This is a genomic window from Roseibium porphyridii, from assembly GCF_026191725.2.
In the GTDB taxonomy this organism is placed as follows: domain Bacteria; phylum Pseudomonadota; class Alphaproteobacteria; order Rhizobiales; family Stappiaceae; genus Roseibium; species Roseibium porphyridii.
In genome coordinates, this window is record NZ_CP120863.1 from 981,953 (window position 1) to 1,008,333 (window position 26,381).

Genomic DNA, 26,381 nt, shown 5'->3' on the forward strand with positions numbered 1-26,381 from the left:
AGCTGCAGTTCCCGTGCGCCTTTCCTTAGGGCGTCAACACAAAGGGGAAGGCGGCAGCTATCATCATTCCTGCGAACATCGCCCAGATTACGCTCCGCGACAGCGCCATCACGGCTACGGCAAGCAAGGTTGCGGTCACCGTCTTGAGGTCCGCGGTGACGAGATTTGACGCAACAAGTGCCGCGATCACCGATACGGAAAGCCCCTCCAAAAACCGCTCCGTTTTTGGGGTTAGGGTCACAAACGACATCAGGACGGCCCCTGAAATGCGGGTGGCGAAGGCCGCGGCAGCCAGGATCACCACGGCCAGGGCATAGGACCAATCATCTGTCATGGTTGAAAACTGCGGTAACGCCACCAATCACGGCTCCAAGTATGATGTTCCAACCCGTTGGCAGCAGAGAATAGGTCAGTCCGGATGTTGCCATGGCGCAAGCAACGGGGATCACCATCGAGGGTGAACTGCGTACCATCCCAAATACCGTCGCAGCAAAGAAGCAGAGCATCACAACCCCGAACCCGTAGGCTTCTGTGTTGCCCAGCAAATCACCGCCATAAGCGCCTGCGGCTGTGCTGCCAACCCAAAAGACCCACAACATCAGACCGCCACCCAGCAAGGGACCGAGATCGGTTTCGCCGCGTTGGAGCGCTCTTTGAGAATCTGCAAAATTTGCATCGCTCAAGAATGCGAGCGTCAAGAGACGCCGTCCGACAGGCAGTTGGTTGACCCATTTCGACAACGCTGCGCCCATGATGATGTGCCTGCCGCTGAGTGCGAGCGCTACGAGGCCAAGCGAAAAGAAGGCTATTGGGTCTTGCAGGAATTCCAGTGCTGCGAATTGCGCTGTTGCCGTATAGGCGAAGACGCTCATCATTGTCACTTGAAACGGGCTTAGACCTCTTTCGGTTGCCGCGATCCCAAAGGCAATGCCGAACGGGATCACAAAGATGCAGACCGGCAGCAGCCTGTGCATACCACGAACGACCCCTTCACGGGTCAGCGTGGTAATTGGCTGAACCGTGTTGTGCTCAGAATTTCTAACCATAATTCTGGTTAGACAAAACTTCCTGTTGAGTGTCAACCAGAGTAGCGGTTAGAATTTGCGCATGTGTTATTCCGAAGGACATCCCGTGCGATTGATCGGCGGCAGGCTCGCGCTTGATTTCGTCAATACGGCCGATTGGACTGCCGACGGGCATATTGCACATGAAAAACTGCGCAGCTTGGCCGATCTTACGCTTTGGCTTGAGGCCGTCAATCTGGACTCAAAGCCGTTGGACAGTTTGGCAAATCTCATCCGTTATCGGGCATCACTTCGGCAGGTCCTCCTGTCTGGTGGTGATCCCAGCAGTTTGAACGCCGTTCAGGCTCTCTGTTTTGAAGACGCCTCAAGCGACCCCATCACAAGACGTCAGCCGCTCCAGGCCTTGCTCGCCGCCTCAGCTGTTTCACTGCTGGCCGATTCCAGGGAGCATGAACGGATCAAAATGTGCCCGGGTGAAAATTGCGGTTGGTTGTTCATAGACGAAACAAAAAACGGAAGACGGACCTGGTGTAGCATGGAAAGCTGCGGAAACCGCGCAAAAGCGGCGCGCCATTATGCGCGAAAGAAAAACCGGGCTCCGGCAAGGGTATAGAGTCCCTCAGTGCGTTATTCGCGGGTGTGGTCACATCGCCGCGGCAAGCAGGAGAGCCGTCGTGGACCTATTGGACCAAGGACGGTTTTGACCGGCAGGCACGCAAACTGTAAGCATTTCATTTGTATATGCCTGAGCGGAAGGAAAGCCGGATGGATGCAATCACCCGGATGCGATGTTTCATTCAAGTTGTAGATTCCAAAGGATTTTCCGCAGCTGCCCGGGAAATGGGACGTTCCAAGGCACTTGTCTCCAAATATGTAGGTGAACTGGAAGATGAGCTCGGTGTCCGGTTGTTGAACCGAACCACCCGCCAAGTGTCACTCACGGAAGTGGGGGAGGCCTACTACAAGGAAGCCATCGAAATTCTGCAACGGATCGATGATCTGCAGGCGTCCGTCCAGTCGTCACATCAGGAGGTACGTGGCCGCCTAAGGGTATCCGCTCCACGGTCGATGGGTGATGACAGTTTGAATCGTGCGATGATGCAGTTCCTGAAACAATACCCTGAAATCAACCTGGATCTGCGCCTGGAAGACAGATTTGTCGATCTGGTGGAAGAAGGATTCGACCTTGCCGTGAGGGTCTCTCAACTGGAGGATTCAAGCCTGATTGCGCGAAAAATCGCTCCTTTCAGAACGGTCGTGTGCGCAAGCCCCAAGGTCATCGAAGCGCATGGTGCCCCGCGGGTTCCATCAGATCTGGCAAGCCGCCCGTGCATTATCGATACGAACTATCGTTACAAGCAGAATTGGGCCTTTCAGAACGATGGTGAGCGGCTTTCCGTGTCGGTGAATGGTCCTTTGGAAGTCAACAGTGCAGCAGCAGCGCGGGAAGCGGCTCTGTGCGATTTGGGGTTCCTCAGAACGCCTCAGTTTTTCGTGGCAGAGGACCTCGAAGCAGGACGGCTGGTGACCCTATTGGAAGACTACGAAGAGCCGATGAGGGGCATTCACGCGGTTTATCCGCACAGAAGGCACCTCAGCGCTAAGGTGCGTGCGTTTGTCGATTTTCTGGTCGACTGGTTCTCATCCGGTGCCGCAAAGGCATGAGGCCAAACTTTCCCAACATGTCAGAGATTCGCCTTAGGTAAGTGCATTTGAAACTGACTGATTGAAATATTAAGTACATACTTATTTGGAGATTTTTGACGTAGTTCACCTTCAATTCTTAAGTTTAGGCGTATTAATTGGATTTGTTCGACGCTTTGTCTTGCAAAGTTAATGTATACACACCACACTCAAACTATGAACGAAGCACAGGAACAAATCGCAGCTGGCCTGGAACAGGTGTTCTGGAGCCGTGGTTTTGCAGAACCGAGCGTGCCTGAATTGCGTGCTGGCGTTGGTGTCAGTATGAGGACGCTCTACCGGCATTTCCCGTCCCGGGAAGCAATGATCCTCGGTGCTCTCGAACATCGCCATCGGCGATACCTGAAATATGTCCATGAAGGCGTGTCGCAACCGGGCCTGGAAGCTGCGGAACAGCTGTTCGACAAGCTTGGCGGCTGGATGCGCATGACAAACGGCAAGGAGTGTTTCTTCCGCCAGGCGCTTGCTGCCAACCCTGACAGCACGGATATCGAAGCGACAGTGAAACGCCACAAAGGTGAACTGGTGAAGTTCTTCGGCGAGTTGAGCGGTCAGGAAGAATTTGCGTCGACACTCTACTTGCTTCACGAAGGGGTAACTGCCTGCTACGCGGAAATGGGAGAACAGGCGGTTGAAGATGCAAAGACCCTTGTTCGTCAGATGTTCAAAACATCGAACGCGCGCAAATATTCCTGAATTCAACCGATACGGACAAAAAACGGCGACTCAGGTCGCCGTTTCTGTTTTTGATTTTATTGGCTTATGCCAGTCTTGCCTTCGCAAGCCGTTCTTCCGCCATTGTGTCGGCAACCTGTTCCGGCGTGGAATTTTCGGTTTCTGCACGCTTGAAGATAGCAGACAGCGTGTCACCAATCGCCATCGTCTTTTCGCGCACCACTTGGTCGTCTTCGCCAGGTGATGCCAGTGCAATGGAGATCACGCCGCCGGCGTTGATTGCGTAGTCCGGCGCATAAAGAATGCCGCGCTTTTTGAGGGCGATGCCATCGGCGGGGGTTTGAAGTTGATTGTTGGCGGCTCCCGCAACGACCTTAGCCTTGATCTGCGGAATGGTTCGCGCGTTGAGGCCGGCACCAAGTGCGCAGGGAGCAAAGATATCCACTTCAGCCATGTGAGCCTCCGCCGGATCGACTGCTGTCGCGCCAAACGCATCAATTGCCTTGAGGACCGCTGGGGCATGAATGTCCGAGACGATGAGGCTGGCGCCCGCGTCATGCAGCTGCCGGGCAACGTCAAATCCGACATGCCCAAGGCCCTGTACCGAAACGGTTCTGCCACTCAGGTCATCATTGCCGAATACATGCTGTGCGGAGGCCTTAATGCCTTGAAACACGCCGAGCGCCGTATAGGGGGAAGGGTCGCCAAGTCCGGTGGCACTTGTGCCGCGCACATGCTCGGTAAACCTTGCCACAGCCTCCATATCCTCTGGCGACACCCCGACGTCTTCCGCCGTGACATAGGTGCCTGACAGACGGTCAACATGCAGCCCGAAGGCTTCCATCAATTCCACAGACTTGTGTTTTCGCGGGTCTGCGATGATCACCGCCTTGCCACCGCCAAGATCAAGCCCGGCAAGTGCGTTCTTGTACGTCATGCCGCGCGACAGGCGAAGTGCGTCAGTCAACGCATCAGCGGGATTGTCATAGGGCCAGACACGGCACCCGCCAAGCGCCGGGCCCAGTGTGGTGTCGTGAACCGCGATGATGGCGTTCAGCCCGGTTTCCTTGTCTTGTACGAAAACGATGTTCTCATGTTCACCCATTTCCGGATGATCGAAAACCGCGCTGTGGTGAACAGATGTGTGCAAGGCATTCATTGTTGGCTCTGTAAGGTTGTTGTCATTGCAAATATTTTAGCCAGAAATAGAGGTAAATTGTCTTTCTTATCCTCAATTTGCGGTCAGAATTAGGAGATACATTCCAATTTTTGTCGGATAATGTGAAATTTGTTCCAGGGGAGTTTTGCGACGCGGTAGACGATTTGCCATCTTCCTGCCGTCTTCTCTGGCCAAGGAGTGCGCAGGCAATGTAAAAATATTGCATTCGTTCTTTTGGATGAGACCGTTGCATCTTCTCAACTTGAACCCAGTTTCGGCCCTTCCTGCCGTCGGCGGCCGGATTTTGATGTGCATTTTTGCATTGATGCTGTCGGTTGTTGTTGTAGCGGCACACCCTCATGTTTTTGTCGAAGCCAGGACGAAACTGGTTTTTGACGAAAACGGTCAAGCCGTTGCCGTCAATCATATCTTTCGGTTTGACGATGCCTTCTCCGCATTCGCTATACAGGGTTTCGATACGAACGGAGACGGAGTTTATTCACGCGAAGAGCTTGCCGAACTTGCCCAGGTCAATGTCGAAAGCATGGCCGACTTCGGCTACTTCACATTTGGTGACAACACCCGGGTCGAACTGGATTTCAACACGCCCACCGACTACTGGCTGGAAGTGACGACGGTCCCGCTTTCAGACTATTGGACAATGAAGCCTGAAGACTTTGAAGCCATTCAGGAAGATGTCCGTATGAACGGTGGTACTGCTCCTGAAGACGTTCAGCTGTTGGAATTGCATTTCACGTTGCCGCTCAAGGATCCAAGCGATGCGGACAATGTGATCACGCTGGATGTCTACGATCCGACTTATTATGTCGACTTTCGGTTTGGCAGCGAAGATGAGGCCGTTGGCACCGTAAATCCACCAGGAACCTGTCAGGTCACACGCAAGGAACCGCCGCCACTCGACGACGCAACCGCATACGCACTTGCGCAAATCGGTCCCGAGCAGCGCGATCTGCCGCCGGAATTGCAATCGGCGGCCGCCTCGCAGGTCAATCAGATGATCGTAAATTGCAGTGCTGTGGCCGCCACGGCTTCCAGCATGAACGAAGGTGCCGGTCAAGCGGTGCCAACAGGTACGGCATCTGTTCCTGAGACCGATGTTTCGCAAGCTCTACAGCAGCAAGCCGATGCAACGGACACGAGGGCGGCAGACGTTGTCGAGTCCACCCAGTCCGTCGTGACAGTGATTGACGGTTCTGATGCCGCCACCGTTCCGACAGGCATCCTCGACCGTGTTTTCGGGACGATTGCCGTCAAGCAAAAGGAATTCTATCAGGCCCTTGTGTCGAGCCTCCGGTCGTTCAGGAACAACCCGAATGCCATGTGGCTTTTGATCGGCCTTTCCTTTGCATATGGCGTGTTCCATGCGGCCGGTCCCGGACACGGCAAGGCGATCATTACCTCTTATGTCGTTGCCAACAACGAAACGCTGCGCAAGGGTATTGTTCTGTCCTTTGCTTCAGCATTTGCCCAGGCGGTGACAGCGATCGTTCTGGTTGGCGGTTTCGCCGTTCTGTTCAACCTGACGAGCATTGCAATTCAGGATACGGCCCGATGGTTCGAAATCGGGTCCTATGTGCTGATTACCGGGCTTGGTGGGTGGTTGCTCTGGCAGAAAGCAGTGCGCCCGTTTGCGGCCATGGTCGCCTCACGATCTTCTGGCGGTGAACTGGCCTTTGCTGGCGCAGGTGGCCATCATCACGGTCATCACCACCACCATGATCACCATCATGAGATCGGGGCGGATGGCATCTGTTCCACTTGTGGGCATGCGCACGCACCGACACCTGACATGGTGCAGGGCAGGATTACTTTGGCTCGTGCGGCCTCGATCATCCTTGCAGTTGGATTGCGGCCCTGCACAGGTGCTCTTGTTGTTCTTGTGTTCGCCCTTTCGCAAGGAATGATCCTTGCCGGTGTGGCATCCACTCTCGCCATGGCCGTCGGCACAGGCATTACCGTTTCACTGCTCGCCGGTCTCGCCGTCGGCGCTAAAGAGCTTGCCGTCAAGCTTTTCGGTGAAGGCAGCCCGATGTCGATCGGCATCCACAGATCGATCGAGATTCTGGGAGCGGCGATTGTGTTTCTGCTCGGCCTGACGCTGTTGATTGCATCAGTGGGCTGGGGCTAAGGCGCACTCTTCTGTCTTTAAAGCGCCAGTCTTTTTTCCCTATAGGCTCTGGCCGCATCGCCAAACGCAGCAAACAGTTTTTTGGAAGGTCCATCGGTGGTCACCCAATATTCGGGATGCCATTGTGTGGCGAGAACGTAGCCTGGGCTGTCCTTTACCGAAACAGCTTCAACCGTGCCGTCTTCGGCCTGCGCTTCAATCGTGAGGCCGTTGCCGAGATCGCCGACAGCCTGTCTGTGGAGAGAATTGACTTCAAAGGGTTCTGCACCCAGCACCTTTTCCAAACAGCCGCCCGGTGCAACCTCAATCGGATGCGCGATGCGGAAGCGTTCATCCTGATTGTCCGATTGCGGCGCGCGGTGATCCCGCCGTCCGGTCATGGCCTGAATCTCGGTGTGCAAGGTGCCGCCTAGCGCGACATTGAGTTCCTGCATCCCTCTGCAGATCGCGAAGACGGGAATGCCGCGTTCAATCGCTCTTTTCAAGAGAGGTAAAGTGGTCGCGTCCCGGTCCGGATCGTAAGGACCGTTCTCCTCAGTCGGAACTTCGCCGTAAAGCTGCGGATTGACATTGGACCGGGCGCCCGTCGCAACCACACCGTCTACCTGATCAAGGGCTGCATCCAGGTCCATTTCCACGCCGAGGGATGGCAGGATCATCGGGATTGCATCCGAGCCTTTGAGAATCGCATGCAGGTAAGTCGAGATGACGGCGTGCCAATTGAAGCCGTCTATGGATTTCACGTCAGCAGTGACCAGGACGAGAGGTTTTGTCATGTTGAATTCCGAAAAAAGGAGGCATTGGTCTCAAGTGTGAATTGAGAGCCAGATGTAGCGGAGGTCGGGTTAGTCCAGCAATCCCAGATCTTGTGCGACTTTGTAAAGCTGGGCTGCATTCTTGTTGCCGACTTTTTCGCGCAGGTTCAACCGGTGCGACTCAACAGTGCGCACACTGATGCCAAGTTCCTTGGCAACTTCCTTGTTCGGCTGGCCCTTTGCCACAGCGGTCAGGACCTGCCTTTCCCGATCTGTCAGCCCGTATGGGTCCTCAACAGGTGCTGACGTTCCGGCTCCCACAAGTGTTGGACCAACCGCGGAAGAGAAATAGTATCCGCCCGTTGCGACGCTTGTGATCGCGGTGATCATCTCCGTTGCTGAGATGTCTTTTAGGATATAGCCGCGCGCGCCTGCCTGAACGACGCCGCGAACATATTCCGGGTTGTCGTATATCGACAGCATCAACACGGCGATGCCGGGCATTGTCTTGCGGATCTGCATAGCCGCTTCAAGGCCATTCATGACCGGCATTGAAACGTCCATGAGAAGAACGTCGGGTCTGAGTTCCTGCGCGAGCGCCAGCGCGTCCCGACCGTTTTTTGCTTCACCGACGACTTCCAGCTCCGGAACTTTCTGGAGACGGGCGCGGATACCGTCCCGAACCAGTTCATGGTCGTCAGCCAACAACACTCGAATGGGTTTGGTGGTGGCTTGTGGCGGCGGTGGATGCATCGTCATGCCGGTATCATGCCGCCTTTGCTGCCGCATTGTCGAGCGGCATCTGAACCTTGATCCGGGTGCCGCCGGAGGAACGCCGGCTCAGGGAGAGGCTGCCGCCATAGGTCTCGATCCGTTCGCGCATGTTGCGGAAGCCTAGCCCGCCGGATTTCGGCAGCGGTCGGGGAAGTCCGACGCCATTGTCTTCGACGGACAGAACAAGCGACTGCAATCCGACTTTCAGGCTGATGCTGACCTCGTTTGCCTGGGAGTGTCGCGCCACGTTCGTCATACATTCCTGGACCACGCGGTAAAGGGCGGTTTTTGCACCCTCCGACAATCGGCTGTGACATTGCTCTGCGGTCACATTTACGGTTATGCCGGACTGATTTTGAAATTCCTTGCCCAAACTGCCGAGAGCTGCGGCAAGTCCCATATCGTCAAGAACGCTTGGTCGAAGGTCGCGGGAGATCCTCCGAACTTCTGCAATCGTGCCGTCGAGTGTCTTCAGGCACTTGGCTGCCTGGACTTGAAGATCCGGATCCCTGTTCGCTTCGCTATGGATCATTTCAACGCCATAGCGCACGGAGACAAGCAATTGCGAGATGCTGTCGTGCAGTTCCGTTGAAACCCGCTTGCGCTCCTGTTCCTGGACCTGGAAAATCCGGTTGGTCAACTCTTTCAGTTTGCTGTCAGCAAACCGTTGTTCGGAGAAGCGCACGCCGGCGATCAGCGAGCCTGCAATCACGATGGCCGCAAGCGTGATCATGAAAATAACAAACAGGGTCTGTCGGATACTGAGAGCGAACTCCGTCCGGATCGCAGCAACTTCGCGTGCAATATCGTCCGTGTAGAGACCGGTACCGAGCATCCAGTCCCACTTGCTCAGCAGGATCGCGTAGCCGAGCTTTTCTTCCACCGACCCGGTTGAAGGCTTGTGCCAGACATACTGATGAAATCCTCCACCTTCCTTGGCTGCTCCTATCAGATTGCGGATTACGTAGTCGCCGTTGTTGTCCTGCAGGTCCCACCAGTTGCCCCCGACCAGATGCGGCAGTTTCGGGTGAACCACATTGGTGCCGTCCAGCTGATAGACAAAGAAGTATCCATCATAGTCGAAGGTGAGGTTTTGGAGGATTTCCTTCACTTCGGCCTGGGCTGCCTCACGGCCGTCCGGCTCGTCTCTGTAAATCTGTTCAATGGACGTCAGTGCCAGGCTGACATAGTTGCGAATTTCCTGCCGCTTGGCGGCGAGAATACGTTGTTCGACGGACTGGGTTTCAGCATTGATGAGTTCAAGCGATTGATAGTAGGTCGCCCCCCCGATCAGCAGCGAGACCGCGATCAGCGGTAAAATGGTGATGAGCAGCAATTTGGTCTTAAATGTCACTAAATTCGCCCTCTTGTTGCACCAATACTCATTGCTCTTGCCATCTCTTGCGCACATCTCGGTAGAACTACTGAGAAGTTGCGCAGAACCACGAATAGATTTGCGGTCACTCCGTCAACTAGACATACGTCGAGATCGGTGCAAGTGTGTATTCCGATCTGAAATCGGGTCCGTTTAGGGAGGAAACTAATGGATCGTCGTTCGTTTATCAAAAAGGCTGGCCTGGGCGCTGGCGGTATTGCTGCTGGCTCCGCTCTTGCTGCTCCGGCAATTGCGCAGGGCACCACCGACATGGTGATCGTGTCCACGTGGCCGCGGGATTTCCCAGGACTGGGTATTCCGGCACAGCGCCTTGCCGCTCGTATCGCCGAGCTGACCGAAGGCCGTATCAACGTTCAGTATTTCGCTGCTGGCGAGCGCGTTGGCGCGTTTGACTCCTTCGACGAAGTTGCTTCCGGTAACGCGCAGGCCTACATCGCCGCCGACTATTACTGGAAAGGCAAGCATCCGGGTTGGGCAGCATTCACTGCTGTACCGTTCGGCCTTACTGTCACCGAAATGGACGCCTGGATTAAGTTCGGCGGCGGCCAGGAGCTCTGGGATGAGCTGGCAGCTGGCTTTGGTCTGAAAAACTTTGCTTGCGGTAACACCGGCGTTCAGATGGGCGGCTGGTTCAACAAGGAAATCGAAACTGCTGACGACCTGAAAGGTCTGAAGATGCGTATTCCGGGTCAGGGCGGTGACGTTCTGGCGAAACTCGGCGCATCTCCGGTATCTCTGCCAGGTGGCCAGATCTACGAAAACCTTGTCTCCGGCGCGATTGACGCGACTGAGTGGGTTGGCCCGTTCAACGACTACTTCATGAAGTTCTACGAAGCGGCCAAGTACTACTACTATCCGGGTATGCATGAGCCGGGTGCCATGTTGGCCATGGGCTGCAACAAAGACTGGTTCGACGGACTTTCCAAGACCGACCAGGCCATCATTGCAGCAGCATGTGCGGAAGAAAACGCCAACACCATGGCGGAAACAAATGCCAACAACGGTGTTTATCTGAAGCGCTTGATCGAAGAACACGGCGTTGAACTGAAAGAGTTCAATGACGAGATTTACGATGCGTTCGGTGAAGCTGCACAGGAAGTTCTCGAAGAGGCAATGGATCACTCTCCAGAGTCCAAGAAGATCTTCGAAAGCGTTGTCAATGCGCGCCAGGAAATCGGCAGCTGGATGGCAATCTCCGACGTTGCTTATTCCAACAAGCGTAACCGCGTTCTGGGCATTCCGTCCTAAACATGGTTCGGAGCTAAAGGGGCGGGAGAAATCCCGTCCCTCTTCGCATTGACAAGACTAAAAAAGGCAAAGCCACGATGACGGCCTTGGACGGGGTTCAAGACGGCTCGTCTGCCATAAATTCCGACGGTTCACATTCGTCCGGTAGTGCTCGCATCTACCGCCTTTTCGGGTGGGTTGTGCTTGCAGTCATGGCAGCGTTTCTGATCAACAACTACCTCACGTATTGGCAGAACCTGCCCGGGATTTCCCCCATTTTCGGTGGAAAGGCAAACGGATCGATGCCGATCCTTTGGTCCTGGCTGCAACTGGCAATCTATGCGGCATTCGCTCTTTGGGGCATTTCCTACGTATCGCGATCAAGCGCAACACTGCGCGAAGACAGCGCCAGGATCAGTCAGATCAATGCCTATTTGATCCGAGCCGCGTTTTTTGCCGTGCTGATCGTAGGCCTTGTCGATGCTGCTATCTCATTTTTGCGTGTGGAAGGTTTGCTCGCAGGTGTGGTTGGCGAACAGCTGGCGGAAGATCTCGGCAAATCGCGCTTCCGTGGCGCATATGTTCATATGCCGCTGATCGCTGCATCGGTGGTGATTGCCGCTTTCACCAGAACGCTCGGTTTTACCTGGCTGGCACTGCTTGTTGTCGGTGCCGAGCTCATGATCGTGATCGGCCGTTTCGTTTTCTCCTACGAACAGGCCTTTCTGGCTGACCTCGTGCGCTTCTGGTATGCGGCACTGTTCCTGTTCGCCAGTGCCTATACGCTTTTGGAAGAAGGCCACGTGAGGGTCGACGTCTTCTATGCGGGCATGGCTGCGAGGACCAAGGGGTATGTCAATGCCGTCGGTTCCGTGGTCTTGGGCATGAGCCTTTGCACTGTGATCCTGGTTATCGGCATGGGCGGCAAGCAAAACATCATCAACAGCCCGATCTTGAGTTACGAAGTGACCCAGGCCGGATTTGGTCTTTACGTGAAGTATCTCATGGCGGGTTTCCTCGGTGTCTTTGCCGTGACCATGATGGTCCAGTTCGTGGCCTATTTCCTAGACGCTGTCGCCGACATTCGCGGTGAGCCCGGCGGACGGGATCATGACAGCCATTCTGTTCAATAGAGCCTGACGAGACCACTTGATATGGAACTTTTCTTCCTCTTCCTTCTTGTCGTCCTGATGGCTTTTGCCTTGGGGTCCGGCTTTCCGGTCGCCTTTGCCCTTCCCGGGTCGGCCATTCTGACCATCGGCATTGCTGCAGGATCGGGATACCTGTTTGCCGGTGATCCGGCAGCCTATTTCGCCCATGGCGGAGCCGGACAGTGGCTCAGCGCAGGTGTCACGAACTTCCGAGGCATCTATTGGGAGGCGGAACGAGATACGCTGATCGCCATTCCGCTTTTCGTTTTCATGGGCATCATGCTTCAGCGCTCGAAGATTGCTGAAGATCTGCTCGTGACGATGGCGCGTCTGTTCGGTCCGGTTCCCGGCGGTCTCGGCATTTCGGTGGTGTTCGTGGGCGCTCTTTTGGCAGCGACCACAGGTATCGTTGGTGCGACTGTTGTCGCCATGGGCCTGATTTCGCTTCCGGCGATGCTGCGCAACAACTATTCGGTTCCCTTGGCGACCGGCACGATTGCCGCGTCCGGCACGCTCGGTCAGATTATTCCTCCGTCCATCGTTCTCATCATTCTGGCCGACCAGTTGGCAAGTGCGGTGGATCAGGCAGGGTCGCTGCGCCAGACACTTTACAAGGACAGTACCGGCGAGATTTCCATGCCGTCGGATTTCTCGGTTGTCTCGACCAGCGCCGGTGAAATGTTCCTCGGGGCGTTTCTGCCGGGTCTTGTTCTGGTCGGCCTCTATATGCTGTTCATTCTCGGCTTTGCCCTGCTCAACCCCAAGGCGGCACCGGCCGTCCATGAGGAAGGTACTTTCACACGAAAGTTTGCGGGCAAAGTGGTTATCACCCTGGTGCCGCCGCTGGCTCTGATCTTCCTGGTGCTCGGCTCCATCATTGCCGGTATTGCAACAGTGAACCAGGCCGGTGCCATTGGCGCTGTCGGTGCGATGATCATGGCCGGCTACCGTCTCCGCGAAGGCAAGAAGGGCGCTTATTCGCCGGCTATCCTTGCTGTGATCGCTCTGCTTGGACTTGCGATGGTGATCAGCTTCATCGGAGCGGTGAACATCAAACTGGTTACATCCAGCCAGGATGTGCTTGGTCTGGTGCTTGCGCTCATAGCTGTCTCTCTGCTGCTGATTGCCATTTTCTGGTCCGGCTGGCGTACGCTGCAACTTGAAAACACCTTGCGTGGTGTCATGGTGGAAACCGCCAAGACGACGTCACTGGTGTTCATCATTCTGCTCGGCGCTGCCATGCTCACATCGGCCTTCAGGGCCTTTGGTGGGGAGGAGCTTGTCAAGGACTTCCTGCAGGGTTTGCCGGGAGGTTTCTGGGCTCAGTTCCTGATCGTCATGCTGGTGATCTTCATTCTGGGCTTTTTCCTCGATTTCATTGAGATCGCCGTGGTGGTCGTGCCGATTGTCGCGCCCATTCTGCTTGCAGATCCGTCAGCAAACGTGACGGCCGTCTGGCTCGGTGTGATGATCGGTCTCAACATCCAGACATCGTTCCTGACACCGCCGTTCGGGTTTGCGCTGTTTTACCTGCGCGGCGTTGCGCCGGCAGTCGTCAAGACGCTGGACATGTACAAGGGCGTGATCGCCTTTATCTGCCTGCAATTGTTGGCGCTTGGTATTGTCGGCCTTTACCCGCAGCTGGTGAACTATCTGCCGAACCGGTCGACACTTCTGTCTGAGACTGCGCCGCCGCCCAAGAACCCGCGTCTGCAATACTGCATGGAGCGCCTTGTTCATGAGGATTTCCAGCAGAACGGCAGCTCGATTCTGACCGCGATCCAGAATGCGGAAAGTATCGACATGAGTTATCTTCCGGAAGATCTCCAGGAAGACATGGCCGAGGGTTTTGCGAAGGCAAGAGAAGCTCTGCCCTTGATGCAAGCCATCAAGGACGCAGAGAACCAGGTTGCTTCAGCCTCCGGCGACTACCGACCGATGCACATTCAGGTGCGGGCGCTGGAGCGCGATGCGCGCCGGATCGACGAACGCATCGAAGAACTGCAGGTTGTTGTCGACAGGTCCGGCGAGGGGGGTGTCTATTCTCCTGAGCAAGGCGAGCGTGCGCAGGCGCGTATCGAGGCTCTTCAGAAAGAGCATGACGCCCTGTTGGCCGAGATCCCCGAGACCTGGGAAAGTGTCTATGGCGAGTTCTCCCAGATCCAGAAAGCGGAAAACACAGCCCGGCTGACCTATCGCAGGACAGTTGACCAGGCCTATGAACCGATGCTGGAGTTGAAGGCAATCCTGGCCGATGCCGATACGGTTGCAGCTTTCAAACCTGAGCTGGAAGCGTTGAAGCAGGAGGTTCCCCAGCTTGAGCCGGATGCCGCAGTGGAAGCCATTGCTGCCATGCGGTCAAAGGTCGGTGCTGCAGAAGGGACCAGCGATATCCGAAAGGGTCTGACCGAAGCACGCAAGATCATGCGGAGCCGTGAGCCGAATGCGGAAGCCGCCGTTGAAGAGATCAACAAATCTCTGGCGGCGCTCGATGCGGATCTTGCCTGGCGCCAGAAAGCGGCAAATGAAATCCTGCCGCAAATTGCCGCCTATGACGCTGCGATTGTCAACAATATCGGTTTGCGTCAGCAAAACCGGTTGCCGAATGACATGGCTCTGGACGTAGCAGCCTGTCTGTCCGATCACAGGGACATTTCCCTGAGCTTCTGATCATCAGAACACACGTTTTAAAGGAGCGGGAGGAACAATCCTCCTGCTCTTTTCTTTGGTTCTCCGGTTAAATAGGTTGGACCCGGCAAGATGGCCTTGAGGCCAGACAGTGCGGCCAGTTCATCGACAGGGGAGAGCGATATGCGACGAACAGGACGTTGCCTTTGCGGCAAGGTAACCTTTTCGGCAGAGGCGATGCCGCGCTTTCAGGCTTGCCATTGTTCCTCATGCCGCAAATGGGTTGGAGGCCCGTTCCTTTCCGTTCCCTGCGAAAGGGCCGAGTTCAAAGGACCCGTCAAACGGTATGCTTCAAGCGAAGGTTTTGAGCGGGGATTCTGCGAGACCTGCGGATCCAACCTCTTCTTTCACCCGATCGGCAGCGGGTTGCATGGCATCCCGATTGGCCTTTTCGACGATCAATCGGATCTGCCATTCAAGGCTGAGTTCTTCATTGACGAGAAGCCTGAAAATTATGCGTTTTCAAACGATACCAGCCACCTGACGGCCGCCGAGTTCAGGGACAAATTTCGTAAATGAAGAAGCAGGCTTCAGGCTTTTGCCGGTATTCATCCGGTCCAATTTACGCCGCTTGCGAACATATAGCCCGATCCATAAACGGTTCTGATGACTTCAGCTTCGCCCTTTCTCGTCAGCTTTTTTCTGAGACGCGAGACTCGCACGTCAATCGAGCGATCCAGGCTTTCATCCCGCCCGCCATGCTCCAGCAGATAGTCACGCGTCAGGACCCGCTTCGGCGCGCGTAGCAAGGCTTCCAACAAAGTGGCCTCGCCGGTTGAAAGGAATGTTTCTTCTCCCTCGGGAGACGTCAGGCAGTGCGATGCCGGTCGATACGCCCAATTGTCAAACCGGGCAATCTCGACCTTTGATACTGACTGAACCTGATCTGAACTGCGCCGCAAGATGGATCTGATCCTTGCCACGACCTCGCGCGGGTCGAATGGTTTGACCACATAATCGTCAGCGCCCAGTTCCAGCCCCAGAACGCGGTCTGTAGAGTGGCCGCGTGCCGACAGGACGATGATCGGGACCGAGGACTGACGTCTGATTTCGTTGATGAGGGCCATGCCTTCCATGTCCGGAAGTCCCAGATCCACGATACAGGCGTCCGGAGTTTCCCGCTGCAGCGCATCAAGCACCTGCGCCGCAGTTGAAAAAACCCTGCCTTCCATTTCAAACTGAAGCATGGCGTCAATCAGCAAATTGCCGATCTCCGGTTCATCATCGACGATGAACACCGAGCGTTTGGCGCTTTGAACCGAGTGTGTCTGCAATGGAAGCCTACCTCTTGGGTGAAAGAATCTGCTGCAGCGTGTCCGCAAGTTGATCATCTGCAAACGGTTTCGCCAAGACCGGGAATTCGCATTGTTGCCCATGACCTGAAAGCGAGGACCAGTCTGCATAGCCCGACATGAGCGCTATGCCGAGATCGGTGCGCTTTTGACGAATTTCGCGGGCCAGTGCCAGACCGTTGATTTGTCCTGGCATGACAATGTCGCTCAAGACACCGCGAAGCTCGGGAAGGTCCAGAGCGAGTGAACGGGCATCCTCGGCACTTTCCGCAAGCAGCACACTGTAGCCAAGGTTTTGTAGTTGATCGGTGACGGTCGTGGCAACATCGGGATCGTCCTCAACCAACAGCAACAATTCGCCTTCACCCTGTTTGAAGTCATTTGCATCAGCTTCCTGACCAGGTGGACCGTCTTGTTTTTCGAGCCGTGTGAAAGGCAGATAAAGCGTAAAGCAAGTGCCTGTGCCAAGCGCGCTGCTGACACTGATGGCACCGCCGGATTGCCTCATGAAGCCATAAACCATGGACAAACCAAGCCCGCTTCCGGTGCCGAAATTCTTGGTGGTGAAGAATGGTTCGAACAGTTTGAGCTGAGTATCTTCATCCATGCCCGTTCCGGTATCTTCGACGCGGATTTCCGCAAAACGTCCCTTTTGAACACCAAGATCGTCGGCCTCTCGCTTGTTGAGGCGCGTCTCGGCAAGCGCAATGCGCAACGTGCCGCCTTCTGGCATTGCATCACGCGCGTTGAAAGCCAGATTGATGAGGGCCGTTTCCATCTGGGTGGGGTCAATACACGCGGCTATGTGCACATCCGCTATCTCGGTTTCCATCCTGACGGCTGACGGCAAGGACCCTTCCAGCAATCCGCTGACATTGGTCAGAACCTGGGCCAAAGGTACGGTTTGAGGATCGATTGCTTCGCCTCTGCTGAATGCCAGAAGGCGTTGGATGAGGTCCGATCCTCTTTTTGTCGCCTCGCGCATGGGCGCCACCTTGCTGTCCAGCGCCTGTTTTGAAACGGGTTCCTCCATCCGGCTGAGGCTCAACAGATTGCCCATCAAGATGGCGAGCAGATTGTTGAAGTCATGCGCAAGGCCGCCGGTTAATTTGCCCACCGCGTCCATGCGCTGAGATTGGACGAGGGCCGCTTCCGCCTGTTTCTGATCGGTTGCATCCAGAGACAACACAAAAATGCCGAGCGTTCGACCGTCCTGGGTCATGTCCGGAATGAGCGTGGAACGCATATAGGCAGTGGACCCGTTGGGCCGCTTGCGCTGATATTCATATGAAACCGCGTTGCCCTCAAATGCGTGGTTGATGTGCGGTTCGAGCTCGGAAAAAAGATCTTCGCCGACAACCTCAGGTGCTGGTCTTCCAGCAATCGAAACGACGGAATGTCCAAACCAGTCTGCATACCGGCGATTGGCGAACCGAAATACAGGTCCAGGTGCGATATAAGCAATCAGAGCCGGAATGTTGTCGGTGACGAGACGCAACCAGTCCTCGCTCTGTTGCAGCGCACGTGTGCGCTCCTGCACCGTGCGTTCGAGCTTCTCCTGACGCTGCCGTTCCTCGGTAACATCGGAATAGATCGTGACGAAACCGCCCTGCGGCAGAGGTGTTCCCGAGACAGCGATTATTTGCCCGTTCGGACGAACCCGTTCAAAATAGTGTGGTTCAAACAGCTTGGCTCGTTCGATCCTCCGGGCGATCTTGCCTTCAATGTCACCTTCGCCATATTCGCCGCGCTCGGCATTGACGCGAATGAACGCTTCCAGATGAGAACCGCGTTTGACGATTTCCCTTGGCATGTCGAGCATGTCGTAAAGCCCGCGGTTCCACGCAACAAGCCGAAGCTCGTTGTCGAACACCGTGAACCCCTGACTGATGTGATCGAGCGCTGCCTGTAGCAGGTCTATCTGTGCTCTCAGCTGTTGTGTCTCCTCCATGTGGCGAGAATAGTTCAAAATCGATGGAGACTGAACTGAAGAAACATAGTCCGAAAGGTGAGCCTTGAGGACCGAAGTCTTCTGAAGATGTGTGCAATTCAGTCGAGCGATCTAGACGATATCAGGCCCAGCTTGGTCGTAATTGGACCGCCTTTCGCAGAGTTTGGGCGCGATCTCTTGGCAATCAGAACTCAGATGGTGAGTTTTGGAAAGACGGCAGTAAGCATTTTAAAGGTGCGCTGATTTCAGTTTCCTTTGCGCTCTCCTGTGAAGGACGCAAGAATGCCTTTTCGACCAAGAGGGCTGCGCTTTTCAGTCAGAAACGTGTCACAGACATTGCATTTCAGGTCGAATTTTGAAGAATGGCGACGAATTCAGATTGCCATTGACCAAAAGAGCAGAATGACGAAACCCGACCTTAAGAAGACAAATCCAACGGTCCAGGATGTTGCACGCGCCGCCAAGGTTTCCTCGGCGACAGTGAGCCGCGCACTGTCCATGCCGGACCGTGTCTCGGTCGAAACCCGCAAAAAGGTTGCTCTGGCGATCGAGCAGACCGGCTATGTTCTGAACCATGCCGCCCGCAACTTGCGCCGGCGCGATACCGGGGCCATCGTCGCTCTTGTGCCTGATATCGGCAATTCCCATTTTTCAAACATTCTTCAAGGGATCGAAACCGTTTGCGCGGAAAAAGGTCTGAAGGTTCTGATTGCGGATACACGCAAACCCTCCATGTCACGCTCCAGTCTCAGCGACTTCTTCAGCCGCAACAATTGCGATGGGATCGTTATTATGGACGGTCACTTTTCGATAGCGGGCATTCGCGCAGCCAATCCCAAGCTGCCGCCTATCGTCACCGCAGGCGAATGGAGTGATGATCCCGCCGTACCAATCGCGGTGGTGGATAATCTGCTCGGCGCGGAATTGGCCGTGGCACATTTGCTGGAACTCGGACACAGGAAGATCGGGCATGTCACGGGGCTGCTCACGCACAAGCCGGGTTGCGACAGGCTCGACGGTTTCAAGGCGACCCTCTCGGGTGCGGGCCTCGATCCGGCGGCAAATTGGGTATTTGAAGGTGATTACACACTGGAAATCGGAACACAGGCCGCTGCCGCATGGTTGGAGCTGGAGGACAGGCCAACCGCTGTTTTCTGCGCCAGCGATCGCACCGCATTCGGGTTCATATCGGCACTCAGTGCTGCGGGAGTACGTGTTCCGGAAGATGTCTCGGTCGTCGGCTACGACGACATCGATATCGCTGCCCATTTCGTGCCGCCGTTGACGACGGTTCATCAGCCCCGGCGTGCCATTGGCGAACGGGCTGCCAAGCTATTGCTCACACTGCTTCAAGGTGGGCGTCCCGATGAAGGCAGTGCCCTGCTTGAGCCCTGGCTCGAAGTGCGCAAAAGTTCGGTGGAGTTCGGCTGACCAGAAGGGGGCTGGCTGGCACATCACTTTTCAGGAGAGTTGACCGGAGACATGCTCGACCTTGTCGGAGTGCTCGGTCTTTGCTTCCAAATAGATGACTGCCGATTTCGTTGATTGTGCCTTCGGCATGATCGTTCCAAAGACAGCCAACAACGCTCCGGTCATATAAATGGAAAGACCAGTCAGGGTTAGCATTGAATAATGTGTCCGACCATCAAACAGCTGCAGCACAAAGACCATTGCGGGTCCGAGGGCGGTGATGGCCGCAATAACGGATGCAGAGACCAGTGGAACGGCCTTTTGGACCAGATATAGCGGGAAGGCGATAACTGCCAAACCGACGAGTACGATCAAGGTCAGCTCACCTGCAGGTGTCTCTTGAGCTTTGTCATCTATGCCAAACTTGAAGGCTGTAAAGGCGACAAGTGCATATAGAACAAAGCGCAGACCGAATTGTGCAAGAGGTCCAACTCCTCGGGTGTTCAGGCGTACGGAGTAGAGAATAACGAACGCTGTGCAGCCACCGGAAAAGGCTGAAAGGCCCAAGCCAACCAGAGCATCGATCATGCCTCCGCGAACGAAGCCGGAATAACCGAGTATGGTTATAGCGGCCAGTACAAGCAACGATATCAAAATGGTCAGATGCCCGACCTGGCTTGCCCGTGTCGAGGGGGAGGCTGCTTCCGGCAATCCAAGCCTGGCGCCCATGATTGTTCCCAGTGGAACCATCCCGGAAAAAATGGTGAAGACTACCGCAGGTTCGATCAGTTGAACGGCAGCGAAATAGGATGTCCATGTGAGTGCTGCGAAGAGGTTGAGGGCAACAACCGTTTTCCATGCGCGAACGGAAGCCACGATTTCATTTGGCCGCACCAGCAGTGTCGCAAGCGTGCAACCGCAAACAGAAATGCCAAAGACCCAAGCTCCAACGAGAAACGAACTCACGTTTTGAAAGACAGTGCCGAGATAGACCGCCTGAAACGCTTCAAGCGTCACAAAAGCAAGACAAAAGACTATGCCAACTTGTGTGGGCGACATTGCGTTTCAGCTCCAAATGATCTCGTAAAGGAACAAAAATCATGTAAAATCTCGAAAGAAAAAGGAGTTTTTCTCCAATTTGCATGAGAAAATGGAATGGATAATTCAACGTCCAATTTGCCACCTCTTTCTCGTCTGAAGCCCTTTGAGGCAGCTGCCCGATGTGAGAGTTTTTCACTGGCTGCTGAAGAGCTCGGGCTGACACAGACAGCGGTCAGCAAGCAAATTGCCCTTTTGGAGGCTGAGCTGGGATTGGCGTTGTTTGAACGTCGAAATCGGGCCGTTTTCCTGACTGAGGATGGACGCAGGCTAGGTCAGGTCGTCGGTTCTGCTCTGTCGGAAATTGCCGCGGAAATTGCGATCTTGCGCGGTAACCGACGCGGTGGTGAACTGGTTCTTCATTGCCAGCTATGTGAGGCATTCTATTGGCTCATGCCGCGCCTTTCCCGGTTTCATCAACAAAATCCGGGTATCGAGTTGCGGGTCGTGAGTGCGCAAAAGCCATTGACGCACGCTTCAGGCGTTTTCGACGTCGCGATCCAGACGTCCGGACGCGCGTCCGGTTCCGCCCGCCTGGCTTTCACAGCAGCTGACGAGGTCTTTCCGGTTTGCGCACCAACGTTAGTCGAGCAAGCTAATCGGCCTGTCGAACCGGCATCGCTTGTGAGTTATCCGCTCCTGACCCATGTTGTCGTCCCACAGGACTGGATGACCTGGCCGGAGTGGTTCAAAGGTGTTGGTGCATCCATGCCGGTAAAGCCCCGTTTCGTCGAGTTTGACAGCTATCCCCTTGCACTTCAGGCAGCCGTCGCGGGTCAAGGCATTGCGCTTGGATGGCGGCGGACAACTGAAGGCATGATCAGTGAAGGCAAACTGGTCCGACCGTGCGCTCAATTCGTATCGCGACCAACCGAGATTTCCGTCTATCGCGCCACTGGACGTGACGAACACAAGAGCACGGAGCGCTTGTTGGGCTGGCTTGAGAATGAACTGACTTAGTGAGGGGCAAGCTGCATTGGCCGTCTTTTCCCACCACACGTCCATGGGCAACAAGACGATAGGGAAAAGTCAACAACGGCTACTGCGTCTTGAAGCCCTGCCGATAGTCTGAGGGGGCAACACCCAGAAGGCGCAGAAAAGCCCGGCGCATGCGTTCTTCGTCGTTGAAACCGCATTGTGCCGCAATCCGTTTGATACTGATGTCCGTGGTTTCCAGAAGGTCCCGGGCCATTTCCGTGCGAATTGCCTCAACGGCCTTGGCCGGCGTCAGTCCCATTTGTTTGGAATAGAGCCTGGAGAAATTGCGGGCACTCATGTTCACACGCTCCGCCAAAACCTCCACTCGAAGGTCGCATTGCAGATTATCGGCAAGCCAATGATGAAGTTCTTCAAACCGCCCGGTCGTATCAAGCAACTGGCGGCCAAGAACCGGGCTGAATTGCGACTGACCACCAGATCGAACCATATGAGTGACCATGGATCTGGCCACCTTGAGCGCGGATTGCCGACCTAGATCCTCAGCGACAATAGCAAGGGCCAGATCCATCCCTGCGGTGATGCCGGCGGATGTCCAGATGTGGCCGTCTTTGATGTAGATGGGGTCGATTTCCACATGCACTCCTGGGAACGTTTCGGCAAGCATCTTGCAGTCTTCCCAGTGCGTTACGGCTCTGCGACCTTCAAGCAGACCGGCAGCTGCGAGGACCAGTGCACCTGAGCAGACGGAACAGACACGCTCGGCCTTGGATGCCAGCAACGTTACTTGCTGAAGAAAACTCACATCCAGCATGGCCTGGTTGGCACCGTCTCCCCCGACGACAACGAGTGTGTTGATCTGGCGATCGCGGTATCGGGAAACCGGCTCGCTCGGGATTGGAACCACCGTATTCGTTCTGACCATGTCGCCTTTGCTGGATACCACGGCACATGCATACCCGTTTTTACCTGTGGTCTGCTCAAGTGCGTGACTGAAAACCTGCAAAGGGCCAACAAGATCAAGGAGGACGATGTCGGGATAAACGAGAAAGACAACCAGTCTCGGACTAATGGTGCTCTCAGAGGATTTGGCTGAAAACGAGGTCATATTGTCATTCATGCCATGATGCTGATTGATAGTCTATGCGAAGACATGAAGGAGACACGTCATGCTGTTGCTCAAACCGAATTGCGAATGTTGCGACAAAGACCTTCCACCAAGCGCCGCCGATGCGCGCATGTGCACATTTGAATGCACGCTTTGCGCAGATTGCGCCGAAACGAGGTTTGGAAACATCTGCCCAAATTGCGGCGGGAACCTCGTTGAGCGGCCGATCCGCCCTGAAAGGCATCTATTGAAGAACCCGGCATCCACGAAACGGTTCACGAAGGCTCATGCCGAATGCGCAGACCTTTATGCATGAACTCCGGAGGGTGTGATGCGAGACTTGCCATACATATTGAACTGGCGACGACTGACCGAGCGGATCACATCTTCAGGTCAGCCAACGGAAGAGCAATTTGCAGATCTGAAGAAGCTGGGCGTGACCCATGTCATTAATCTTGGACCGCATCATAACAAGGGCGCGCTTGAAGACGAGCCGGGGACCCTTTCAAAGCTTGGTTTGGACTACATCTATATACCAGTGGAGTTTGATGATCCGACTGATCAAAATTTCGAAGCTTTCTGCGATGCTCTGGAAGGCCTTCCAGCGACACAAGTCCATGTGCATTGCATATACAACGCGCGTGTCAGCGCCTTTTTTTACCGATACGCGAAATCCGGACGCGGACTTTCCGAAGCAGACGCCTTTTCTCTCATGGATGGCATCTGGCGGCCTGGAAATGACTGGGCGCAATTCATTGGCAGCGAAGCTGCGGTGGGTCAGCCAAACCGCTATGCCGGCGAAGACTACTGAGACACTGGCGGGCTTCGATCTCAAATGAAAGACACTCTGTTTTTCGCACGTGCAGCGCGAATGAAACATTTCGAAATGATTGACACATATTGCTGCAAATCGGCCGGACTAGCTTCTCTTTAACGGGCTGGGACAACCTGAGACTTCGCCTTTAGGAATTTATCGGTTGAAGGTTCTTACCTCAGGTAGTTTCATACCCAATAGGAAACGACCTCGAACAAACCGGGGCGCCTTCTAAAGGGAAGAAACGAATATGGTAGGGTCGGCCAGCGCCTCGTCGCGCGGGGAGGACACTTTTCCGAAAATCCTGATGCGCAACGCAAAGGTATTCGGAAACCGGACAGCATTCCGGGAAAAGGATCTGGGCATCTGGCAAAGCTGGACCTGGTCCGAGGTGTCAGATGAAATACGCGCATTCTCCATCGGATTGAAAACTCTGGGTTTAGAGCCAGGAGACAAAATCGCAATCGTCGGATCGAATCGGCCACGACTTTATTGGTCCATGGTCGCAGCGCAGGCCATCGGCGCAGTGCCCGTGCCCGTCTATGCCGACAGTGTTGCGGAAGAGATGGCGTATGTTCTCGGACATGCCGAGGTCAAGTTTGCCGCTGTTCAGGACCAGGAACAGGTCGATAAATTGCTGTCGATGACAGACGAAGTTACGTCGCTGAAACACATAGTTTATGACGAACCGCGCGGACTTCGCGATTACGACCACACCCATCTGCACGATTTTGACTCCGTCGGCGATCTGGGCCGTGAGCAATTGTCGAAATCCGCATCTCTTGCAGCCGAATGGGAGCAGGGCTTTGCCGAGAGCAAAGGCAGCGATATCGCGGTGATGCTTTATACGTCCGGCACGACCGGGCGCCCCAAAGGTGTGATGCTGTCATTCGACAATCTGGTGATCTCGGCCAGAAACGCCAATGTCTTCGACCATCTGAATGAGACCGAAGAAGTCCTGGCCTATTTGCCCATGGCCTGGATCGGCGACCACGTCTTTTCCCTGGCGCAGGCTTTTACTGCTGGATACTGCGTCAACTGTCCAGAAGGCATGGACACCATTGACGTAGACCGTCGCGAAATTGCACCGACCTATTTCTTCGCACCGCCGCGCGTATTTGAAAACATGCTCACCATGATCATGGTGCGGATGGAGGATGCCGGAAAAACCAAACGCTCCATGTTCAACTATTTCATGGATCTGGCGCGGAATGTCGGCGAGAAAATCCTCAATGGCGAAGACGTCGGCCTGAAGAATCGTCTTCTCTATAAGCTGGGAGAATTCTGCGTCTACGGGCCACTCAAGAATCGCATGGGCCTGACCCGTATGAAGGTGGGCTACACCGCGGGCGAAGCCATCGGCCCCGAAATTTTTCAGTTTTACCGGGCGCTCGGTCTGAACCTCAAGCAACTTTATGGCCAGACTGAAGCCAGTGTTTACATCACACTACAGCCGGATGGAGAGATCTTCGGAGACACGGTCGGAAAGCCCGCCCCGGATGTGGAGCTAAAAATCGCCGACAGCGGCGAAGTCATGTACCGGTCGCCTGGCGTGTTTGTGGGCTATTTCAAGAATGACGAGGCGACTGAAAAGACCAAGACCGCAGACGGATGGGTTCACACCGGAGACGCCGGCATCATTGCCGAAAACGGCCATCTGAAAATCATCGACAGGGCCAAGGATGTCGGCAAGCTCAATGACGGCGCTCTGTTCGCTCCGAAATACATCGAGAACAAGCTCAAGTTCTTCCCCAACATCAAGGAAGCCGTTGCTTTCGGGCATGAGCGGGACATGGTTGCCGTCTTTATCAATATCGATCTGACAGCCGTCGGGTCCTGGGCGGAGCGCAACAACGTCAACTATGCCTCCTATCAGGAGCTGGCCGCCAATCCCGATGTGTATGCGATGATCGAAAGTCATGTCGATCAGGTAAACCGGGACCTCTCCAAAGAGCCAATGATGGCGGGCGCTCAAGTCAGACGGTTCCTGATCCTGCACAAGGAGCTGGACGCGGATGACGGAGAACTGACACGGACGCAGAAAGTCCGTCGTTCCTTCATCGCAGAGCGTTATGACCCGCTGATCGAAGCGCTTTACGACGGTTCGACTTCCAAACACGTGAAGACCGAAGTGACCTTCGAAGATGGCCGCAAGGGCGCAATCGAAGCCACCGTCGAGATCCGCGACATGAATTCCTACGAGGCCGGCAAGGGCTTTCAGGAGGCTGCCGAATGAATGCCCTGGTATCGGAAAAGGAACTGGAGCCGGCCGGCTCCTCTGAACCGTCCGCGCGCGAGGAATTGCTGCGTGTCGACAACGTCTCGCTGTCTTTCGGAGGGGTCAAAGCGATCACGGATATTTCCTTCGATATCTTGAAGGGAGAGATTCGCGCGATCATCGGCCCGAACGGTGCCGGCAAGACGTCGATGCTCAACGTCATAAACGGGTTTTATCATCCCCAGCACGGGACAATTACCTGGCAAGGAAAAGTGCGGCGGAAAATGAAACCCTATGAGGCCGCCAGCCAGGGAATTGCCCGGACATTCCAGAATGTTGCCCTGTTCAAGGGAATGACCACTCTGGACAATATCATGTCCGGCAGATCATTGAAAATGAACAAGAATTTCTTCTGGCAGCTGATGTGGCGCGGCCCGGCCGAGCGTGAAGAGATCGAGCATCGCAAGAAGGTCGAGGATATTATCGATTTCCTCGAAATTCAGGCAATCCGCAAGACGCCGGTCGGGCGTTTGCCATACGGCCTGCAAAAGCGGGTCGAACTTGGCAGAGCGCTCGCCATGGAGCCTGATCTTCTTTTGCTTGATGAGCCGATGGCCGGCATGAACCTGGAAGAAAAAGAAGACATGAGCCGGTTCATTCTCGATGTGAACCAGGAATTCGGAACAACCATCGCGCTGATTGAACATGACATGGGAGTTGTCATGGACCTTTCCGACCGCGTGGTGGTTCTCGACTACGGCAAAAAGATCGCTGATGGCGCGCCTGAGGAAGTTCAGGCCAATCAGAATGTGATCGATGCATATCTCGGCGTGAGCCACTAGGGGGAAACT

At 55.1% G+C, this 26,381-nt stretch carries 24 protein-coding genes; 14 read left to right on the forward strand and 10 right to left on the reverse strand.

All coding sequences use genetic code 11. The features are described 5' to 3' along the window. Positions 1-25: 25 nt before the first annotated feature. Complete coding sequence (locus K1718_RS04665; protein WP_152499821.1) at positions 26-334, reverse strand: AzlD domain-containing protein; 309 nt, start codon at positions 332-334, stop codon at positions 26-28. Next, positions 324-1,046, reverse strand: coding sequence for an AzlC family ABC transporter permease (locus K1718_RS04670; RefSeq protein WP_265682681.1), 723 nt, complete (start codon positions 1,044-1,046; stop codon positions 324-326). Before K1718_RS04670 ends, K1718_RS04665 begins: the two co-directional genes overlap by 11 nt. Positions 1,047-1,107: 61 nt before the next feature. Between K1718_RS04670 and K1718_RS04675 the strand changes: the two genes are divergently transcribed. The 3 genes from K1718_RS04675 to K1718_RS04685 all read left to right on the forward strand — a co-directional run bounded on the left by K1718_RS04675 (position 1,108) and on the right by K1718_RS04685 (position 3,425). After that, the gene (locus K1718_RS04675) at positions 1,108-1,638 is read left to right on the forward strand and encodes a CGNR zinc finger domain-containing protein (protein WP_265682682.1); all 531 of its coding nucleotides are present in this window, start codon (positions 1,108-1,110) and stop codon (positions 1,636-1,638) included. A 152-nt stretch (positions 1,639-1,790) separates the two neighbouring features. Next, a complete protein-coding gene (locus K1718_RS04680; protein ID WP_265682688.1) occupies positions 1,791-2,690 on the forward strand; it encodes a LysR family transcriptional regulator in 900 nt (299 codons plus the stop codon). Between the two features lie 195 nt (positions 2,691-2,885). Beyond that, positions 2,886-3,425: a TetR/AcrR family transcriptional regulator gene (locus K1718_RS04685; protein WP_152499825.1), complete on the forward strand. Its 540-nt coding sequence runs from the start codon at positions 2,886-2,888 to the stop codon at positions 3,423-3,425. A gap of 64 nt (positions 3,426-3,489) precedes the next feature. Here K1718_RS04685 and K1718_RS04690 read toward each other — a convergent pair whose 3' ends face one another. Continuing rightward, a complete protein-coding gene (locus tag K1718_RS04690) occupies positions 3,490-4,563 on the reverse strand; it encodes a Glu/Leu/Phe/Val dehydrogenase dimerization domain-containing protein (protein WP_265682690.1) in 1,074 nt (357 codons plus the stop codon). A 307-nt stretch (positions 4,564-4,870) separates the two neighbouring features. On the opposite strand from K1718_RS04690, the gene K1718_RS04695 reads away from it, so the two are divergent. Further along, the gene (locus K1718_RS04695) at positions 4,871-6,712 is read left to right on the forward strand and encodes a HoxN/HupN/NixA family nickel/cobalt transporter (protein ID WP_265682692.1); all 1,842 of its coding nucleotides are present in this window, start codon (positions 4,871-4,873) and stop codon (positions 6,710-6,712) included. Between the two features lie 17 nt (positions 6,713-6,729). Here the strand turns inward: K1718_RS04695 and K1718_RS04700 are convergent, their stop codons facing one another. From K1718_RS04700 to K1718_RS04710, 3 genes are all read right to left on the reverse strand, one after another. Next, positions 6,730-7,488 (reverse strand): gamma-glutamyl-gamma-aminobutyrate hydrolase family protein, encoded by a 759-nt coding sequence (locus K1718_RS04700; protein ID WP_265682694.1) that lies wholly within the window; start codon positions 7,486-7,488, stop codon positions 6,730-6,732. 69 nt (positions 7,489-7,557) lie between these two features. Further along, positions 7,558-8,226 (reverse strand): response regulator, encoded by a 669-nt coding sequence (locus tag K1718_RS04705; protein WP_209006823.1) that lies wholly within the window; start codon positions 8,224-8,226, stop codon positions 7,558-7,560. Positions 8,227-8,233: 7 nt separating this feature from the next. Beyond that, positions 8,234-9,595 carry a cache domain-containing protein gene (locus K1718_RS04710; RefSeq protein WP_152499829.1) on the reverse strand — a complete coding sequence of 454 codons (1,362 nt, stop codon included), beginning with the start codon at positions 9,593-9,595 and terminating at the stop codon, positions 8,234-8,236. Positions 9,596-9,784: 189 nt separating this feature from the next. Here K1718_RS04710 and K1718_RS04715 point away from each other — a divergent pair, with 189 nt between their 5' ends. The 4 genes from K1718_RS04715 to K1718_RS04730 all read left to right on the forward strand — a co-directional run bounded on the left by K1718_RS04715 (position 9,785) and on the right by K1718_RS04730 (position 15,222). Next, positions 9,785-10,885: a TRAP transporter substrate-binding protein gene (locus tag K1718_RS04715; RefSeq protein ID WP_152499830.1), complete on the forward strand. Its 1,101-nt coding sequence runs from the start codon at positions 9,785-9,787 to the stop codon at positions 10,883-10,885. Between the two features lie 77 nt (positions 10,886-10,962). Beyond that, positions 10,963-11,997 (forward strand): TRAP transporter small permease subunit, encoded by a 1,035-nt coding sequence (locus K1718_RS04720; protein ID WP_265682696.1) that lies wholly within the window; start codon positions 10,963-10,965, stop codon positions 11,995-11,997. Between the two features lie 21 nt (positions 11,998-12,018). Next, positions 12,019-14,685, forward strand: a complete 2,667-nt coding sequence (locus K1718_RS04725; protein ID WP_265682698.1) for a TRAP transporter large permease — start codon at positions 12,019-12,021, stop codon at positions 14,683-14,685. 141 nt (positions 14,686-14,826) lie between these two features. After that, the gene (locus tag K1718_RS04730) at positions 14,827-15,222 is read left to right on the forward strand and encodes a GFA family protein (RefSeq protein ID WP_265682700.1); all 396 of its coding nucleotides are present in this window, start codon (positions 14,827-14,829) and stop codon (positions 15,220-15,222) included. Positions 15,223-15,251: 29 nt separating this feature from the next. Here the strand turns inward: K1718_RS04730 and K1718_RS04735 are convergent, their stop codons facing one another. Then, positions 15,252-15,977 (reverse strand): response regulator transcription factor, encoded by a 726-nt coding sequence (locus K1718_RS04735; protein WP_265682702.1) that lies wholly within the window; start codon positions 15,975-15,977, stop codon positions 15,252-15,254. A 7-nt stretch (positions 15,978-15,984) separates the two neighbouring features. Next, positions 15,985-17,946 carry a PAS-domain containing protein gene (locus K1718_RS04740; protein WP_152499834.1) on the reverse strand — a complete coding sequence of 654 codons (1,962 nt, stop codon included), beginning with the start codon at positions 17,944-17,946 and terminating at the stop codon, positions 15,985-15,987. A gap of 402 nt (positions 17,947-18,348) precedes the next feature. On the opposite strand from K1718_RS04740, the gene K1718_RS04745 reads away from it, so the two are divergent. Then, positions 18,349-19,377, forward strand: a complete 1,029-nt coding sequence (locus tag K1718_RS04745; protein WP_265682708.1) for a LacI family DNA-binding transcriptional regulator — start codon at positions 18,349-18,351, stop codon at positions 19,375-19,377. Between the two features lie 30 nt (positions 19,378-19,407). Here the strand turns inward: K1718_RS04745 and K1718_RS04750 are convergent, their stop codons facing one another. Continuing rightward, complete coding sequence (locus K1718_RS04750; protein WP_265682710.1) at positions 19,408-20,415, reverse strand: hypothetical protein; 1,008 nt, start codon at positions 20,413-20,415, stop codon at positions 19,408-19,410. Between the two features lie 96 nt (positions 20,416-20,511). On the opposite strand from K1718_RS04750, the gene K1718_RS04755 reads away from it, so the two are divergent. Then, positions 20,512-21,414, forward strand: a complete 903-nt coding sequence (locus K1718_RS04755) for a LysR substrate-binding domain-containing protein (protein ID WP_152499837.1) — start codon at positions 20,512-20,514, stop codon at positions 21,412-21,414. Positions 21,415-21,493: 79 nt separating this feature from the next. On the opposite strand, the gene K1718_RS04760 is transcribed toward K1718_RS04755, so the two are convergent. After that, a complete protein-coding gene (locus K1718_RS04760) occupies positions 21,494-22,510 on the reverse strand; it encodes a GlxA family transcriptional regulator (RefSeq protein ID WP_285806062.1) in 1,017 nt (338 codons plus the stop codon). Positions 22,511-22,559: 49 nt separating this feature from the next. Here K1718_RS04760 and K1718_RS04765 point away from each other — a divergent pair, with 49 nt between their 5' ends. From K1718_RS04765 to K1718_RS04780, 4 genes are all read left to right on the forward strand, one after another. After that, positions 22,560-22,814: a DUF1272 domain-containing protein gene (locus K1718_RS04765; protein ID WP_265682716.1), complete on the forward strand. Its 255-nt coding sequence runs from the start codon at positions 22,560-22,562 to the stop codon at positions 22,812-22,814. A 15-nt stretch (positions 22,815-22,829) separates the two neighbouring features. Next, positions 22,830-23,309 carry a protein tyrosine phosphatase family protein gene (locus K1718_RS04770; protein ID WP_265682718.1) on the forward strand — a complete coding sequence of 160 codons (480 nt, stop codon included), beginning with the start codon at positions 22,830-22,832 and terminating at the stop codon, positions 23,307-23,309. 310 nt (positions 23,310-23,619) lie between these two features. Further along, positions 23,620-25,548: an AMP-binding protein gene (locus K1718_RS04775; protein WP_265682720.1), complete on the forward strand. Its 1,929-nt coding sequence runs from the start codon at positions 23,620-23,622 to the stop codon at positions 25,546-25,548. Further along, positions 25,545-26,372, forward strand: a complete 828-nt coding sequence (locus K1718_RS04780; RefSeq protein WP_152499842.1) for an ABC transporter ATP-binding protein — start codon at positions 25,545-25,547, stop codon at positions 26,370-26,372. The genes K1718_RS04775 and K1718_RS04780 overlap by 4 nt, the downstream gene beginning before the upstream one ends. Positions 26,373-26,381 lie beyond the last annotated feature (9 nt).

Excerpts from the sequence above, each read along its gene's own strand:
- K1718_RS04665 (WP_152499821.1), bottom strand. The coding sequence starts at position 334 with ATGACAGATGATTGGTCCTATGCCCTGGCCGTGGTGATCCTGGCTGCC.
- K1718_RS04670 (WP_265682681.1), bottom strand. The coding sequence starts at position 1,046 with ATGGTTAGAAATTCTGAGCACAACACGGTTCAGCCAATTACCACGCTG.
- K1718_RS04675 (WP_265682682.1), top strand. The coding sequence starts at position 1,108 with ATGTGTTATTCCGAAGGACATCCCGTGCGATTGATCGGCGGCAGGCTC.
- K1718_RS04680 (WP_265682688.1), top strand. The coding sequence starts at position 1,791 with ATGGATGCAATCACCCGGATGCGATGTTTCATTCAAGTTGTAGATTCC.
- K1718_RS04685 (WP_152499825.1), top strand. The coding sequence starts at position 2,886 with ATGAACGAAGCACAGGAACAAATCGCAGCTGGCCTGGAACAGGTGTTC.
- K1718_RS04690 (WP_265682690.1), bottom strand. The coding sequence starts at position 4,563 with ATGAATGCCTTGCACACATCTGTTCACCACAGCGCGGTTTTCGATCAT.
- K1718_RS04695 (WP_265682692.1), top strand. The coding sequence starts at position 4,871 with ATGTGCATTTTTGCATTGATGCTGTCGGTTGTTGTTGTAGCGGCACAC.
- K1718_RS04700 (WP_265682694.1), bottom strand. The coding sequence starts at position 7,488 with ATGACAAAACCTCTCGTCCTGGTCACTGCTGACGTGAAATCCATAGAC.
- K1718_RS04705 (WP_209006823.1), bottom strand. The coding sequence starts at position 8,226 with ATGACGATGCATCCACCGCCGCCACAAGCCACCACCAAACCCATTCGA.
- K1718_RS04715 (WP_152499830.1), top strand. The coding sequence starts at position 9,785 with ATGGATCGTCGTTCGTTTATCAAAAAGGCTGGCCTGGGCGCTGGCGGT.
- K1718_RS04720 (WP_265682696.1), top strand. The coding sequence starts at position 10,963 with ATGACGGCCTTGGACGGGGTTCAAGACGGCTCGTCTGCCATAAATTCC.
- K1718_RS04725 (WP_265682698.1), top strand. The coding sequence starts at position 12,019 with ATGGAACTTTTCTTCCTCTTCCTTCTTGTCGTCCTGATGGCTTTTGCC.
- K1718_RS04730 (WP_265682700.1), top strand. The coding sequence starts at position 14,827 with ATGCGACGAACAGGACGTTGCCTTTGCGGCAAGGTAACCTTTTCGGCA.
- K1718_RS04740 (WP_152499834.1), bottom strand. The coding sequence starts at position 17,946 with ATGGAGGAGACACAACAGCTGAGAGCACAGATAGACCTGCTACAGGCA.
- K1718_RS04745 (WP_265682708.1), top strand. The coding sequence starts at position 18,349 with ATGACGAAACCCGACCTTAAGAAGACAAATCCAACGGTCCAGGATGTT.
- K1718_RS04750 (WP_265682710.1), bottom strand. The coding sequence starts at position 20,415 with ATGTCGCCCACACAAGTTGGCATAGTCTTTTGTCTTGCTTTTGTGACG.
- K1718_RS04755 (WP_152499837.1), top strand. The coding sequence starts at position 20,512 with ATGGATAATTCAACGTCCAATTTGCCACCTCTTTCTCGTCTGAAGCCC.
- K1718_RS04760 (WP_285806062.1), bottom strand. The coding sequence starts at position 22,510 with ATGAATGACAATATGACCTCGTTTTCAGCCAAATCCTCTGAGAGCACC.
- K1718_RS04765 (WP_265682716.1), top strand. The coding sequence starts at position 22,560 with ATGCTGTTGCTCAAACCGAATTGCGAATGTTGCGACAAAGACCTTCCA.
- K1718_RS04770 (WP_265682718.1), top strand. The coding sequence starts at position 22,830 with ATGCGAGACTTGCCATACATATTGAACTGGCGACGACTGACCGAGCGG.
- K1718_RS04775 (WP_265682720.1), top strand. The coding sequence starts at position 23,620 with ATGCGCAACGCAAAGGTATTCGGAAACCGGACAGCATTCCGGGAAAAG.
- K1718_RS04780 (WP_152499842.1), top strand. The coding sequence starts at position 25,545 with ATGAATGCCCTGGTATCGGAAAAGGAACTGGAGCCGGCCGGCTCCTCT.